This is a genomic window from Paraburkholderia madseniana, from assembly GCF_009690905.1.
GTDB classification, from domain to species: Bacteria; Pseudomonadota; Gammaproteobacteria; order Burkholderiales; family Burkholderiaceae; genus Paraburkholderia; species Paraburkholderia madseniana.
Map to the genome: position 1 here is coordinate 1 of NZ_VOSW01000208.1, position 3433 is coordinate 3433.

The following is a 3433-nucleotide window of genomic DNA, read 5'->3' on the forward strand; positions in this document are numbered from 1 at the left end:
GGGGAGCCTGACGATTACCTACTTTCACACGGGAATCCGCACTATCATCGGCGTGGAGTCGTTTCACGGTCCTGTTCGGGATGGGAAGGGGTGGGACCGACTCGCTATGGTCATCAGGCATGACTTGTTGTCGTGCTGGGTGGGTTTGAAACCCGGGCCAACACAACCAATCTGGAAGAAGTAGCTGAGAGGATGCCTCTCGGTATTACATCGGGCTGTGCTTGTACTGCACAACACTGATCTCAACCTGTGTGTTGCCCCCTGCGGGGGTTGTTTCGGCTAGGCGCTAAAGCGCTAACCCGAAACGAAACACACCTGTTATAGGATCAAGCCTTACGGGCAATTAGTATCAGTTAGCTTAACGCATTACTGCGCTTCCACACCTGACCTATCAACGTCCTGGTCTTGAACGACCCTTCAAGGGGCTCGAAGCCCCGGGGATATCTCATCTTAAGGCGAGTTTCCCGCTTAGATGCTTTCAGCGGTTATCTCTTCCGAACATAGCTACCCGGCGATGCCACTGGCGTGACAACCGGTACACCAGAGGTTCGTCCACTCCGGTCCTCTCGTACTAGGAGCAGCCCCCTTCAAATATCCAGCGCCCACGGCAGATAGGGACCAAACTGTCTCACGACGTTTTAAACCCAGCTCACGTACCTCTTTAAATGGCGAACAGCCATACCCTTGGGACCGGCTACAGCCCCAGGATGAGATGAGCCGACATCGAGGTGCCAAACACCGCCGTCGATATGAACTCTTGGGCGGTATCAGCCTGTTATCCCCAGAGTACCTTTTATCCGTTGAGCGATGGCCCTTCCATACAGAACCACCGGATCACTATGACCTGCTTTCGCACCTGCTCGACTTGTCGGTCTCGCAGTTAAGCACGCTTATGCCATTGCACTATCAGCACGATTTCCGACCGTACCTAGCGTACCTTCGTACTCCTCCGTTACACTTTGGGAGGAGACCGCCCCAGTCAAACTGCCTACCATGCACTGTCCCCGATCCGGATCACGGACCAAGGTTAGAACCTCAAACAAACCAGGGTGGTATTTCAAGGACGGCTCCACGCAGACTGGCGTCCACGCTTCATAGCCTCCCACCTATCCTACACAGATCGGTTCAAAGTCCAATGCAAAGCTACAGTAAAGGTTCATGGGGTCTTTCCGTCTAGCCGCGGGGAGATTGCATCATCACAAACACTTCAACTTCGCTGAGTCTCGGGAGGAGACAGTGTGGCCATCGTTACGCCATTCGTGCAGGTCGGAACTTACCCGACAAGGAATTTCGCTACCTTAGGACCGTTATAGTTACGGCCGCCGTTTACCGGGACTTCAATCAAGAGCTTGCACCCCATCATTTAATCTTCCGGCACCGGGCAGGCGTCACACCCTATACGTCCACTTTCGTGTTTGCAGAGTGCTGTGTTTTTATTAAACAGTCGCAGCCACCAGTTTATTGCAACCCCTTCACCCTCCTGGCGCAGGCCAGTCAAGCTACAGGGGCGTACCTTATCCCGAAGTTACGGTACCAATTTGCCGAGTTCCTTCTCCCGAGTTCTCTCAAGCGCCTTAGAATACTCATCTCGCCCACCTGTGTCGGTTTGCGGTACGGTCTTGTTAAACTGAAGCTTAGAGGCTTTTCTTGGAACCACTTCCAGTTGCTTCTTCACCGAAGTGAATGGCCTCGCACCCTTGAATTCCGCGCCCGGATTTGCCTGAGCGCCTTCTCCAATGCAAGGACCGGGACTTCCAACACCCGGACAACCTTCCGCGATCCGTCCCCCCATCGCATTTAACAATGGTGCAGGAATATTAACCTGCTTCCCATCAGCTACGCATTTCTGCCTCGCCTTAGGGGCCGACTCACCCTACGCCGATGAACGTTGCGTAGGAAACCTTGGGCTTACGGCGAGGGGGCCTTTCACCCCCTTTATCGCTACTCATGTCAGCATTCGCACTTCCGATACCTCCAGCACACTTTTCAATGCACCTTCGCAGGCTTACGGAACGCTCTCCTACCATGCACATAAATGTGCATCCGCAGCTTCGGTATATTGCTTAGCCCCGTTACATCTTCCGCGCAGGACGACTCGATCAGTGAGCTATTACGCTTTCTTTAAAGGATGGCTGCTTCTAAGCCAACCTCCTGACTGTTTTAGCCTTCCCACTTCGTTTCCCACTTAGCAATATTTGGGGACCTTAGCTGGCGGTCTGGGTTGTTTCCCTCTTGACACCGGACGTTAGCACCCGATGTCTGTCTCCCGTGATTGCACTCTTCGGTATTCGGAGTTTGCTATGGCGTAGTAATCCGCAATGGACCCCACAACCATGACAGTGCTCTACCCCCGAAGGTGATACACGAGGCACTACCTAAATAGTTTTCGGAGAGAACCAGCTATTTCCAGGTTTGTTTAGCCTTTCACCCCTATCCACAGCTCATCCCCTAACTTTTCAACGTTAGTGGGTTCGGACCTCCAGTACGTGTTACCGCACCTTCATCCTGGCCATGGATAGATCACCTGGTTTCGGGTCTACACCCAGCGACTGAACGCCCTGTTCGGACTCGCTTTCGCTACGCCTGCCCTAATCGGTTAAGCTTGCCACTGAATGTAAGTCGCTGACCCATTATACAAAAGGTACGCCGTCACCCCTTACGAGGCTCCGACTGTTTGTATGCATGCGGTTTCAGGATCTATTTCACTCCCCTCCCGGGGTTCTTTTCGCCTTTCCCTCACGGTACTGGTTCACTATCGGTCGATCACGAGTATTTAGCCTTGGAGGATGGTCCCCCCATCTTCAGACAGGATTTCACGTGTCCCGCCCTACTTGTCGTACACCTAGTTCTTTCAAACTGTTTTCGCCTACAGGGCTATCACCTGCTATGGCAGCACTTTCCAGAGCTTTCGGCTAACAGTAAGAATAAAGAGTACAGGCTGGTCCCATTTCGCTCGCCACTACTCTGGGAATCTCGGTTGATTTCTTTTCCTGCGGTTACTTAGATGTTTCAGTTCACCGCGTTCGCTTCACGTAGCCTATGTATTCAGCTACGGATACTCCATAAGGAGTGGGTTTCCCCATTCGGACATCTACGGATCAAAGCTCGTTTGCCAGCTCCCCGTAGCTTTTCGCAGGCTACCGCGTCCTTCATCGCCTGTGATCGCCAAGGCATCCACCACATGCACTTGTTCGCTTGACCCTATAACGGGTGTGTCTCATGTGCCATCCACTGGGAATGACACGTGCGCCACACTCGCTACAGGTTGAGTATTCGTGTTGCGCCGTATTCCAAAAGCGATCTTTCGATCTCTCTTTTCATACATTGATACAATCACAACCCTGATTCACCTACTCACACACCCATCTCTAAGTATGCTTTCGTGAATCTCTTTACTACTTCTTCCTGATTGTTAAAGAACGACAGCCGATAT

At 52.4% G+C, this 3433-nt stretch carries 2 rRNA genes; both read right to left on the reverse strand.

Annotated features, from left to right (window positions below):
* Positions 1-5 precede the first annotated feature (5 nt).
* A 5S ribosomal RNA gene (gene rrf, locus FSO04_RS44875) occupies positions 6-118 on the reverse strand.
* Positions 119-322: 204 nt separating this feature from the next.
* Positions 323-3201 (reverse strand): 23S ribosomal RNA (locus tag FSO04_RS44880).
* Positions 3202-3433: the final 232 nt, after the last annotated feature.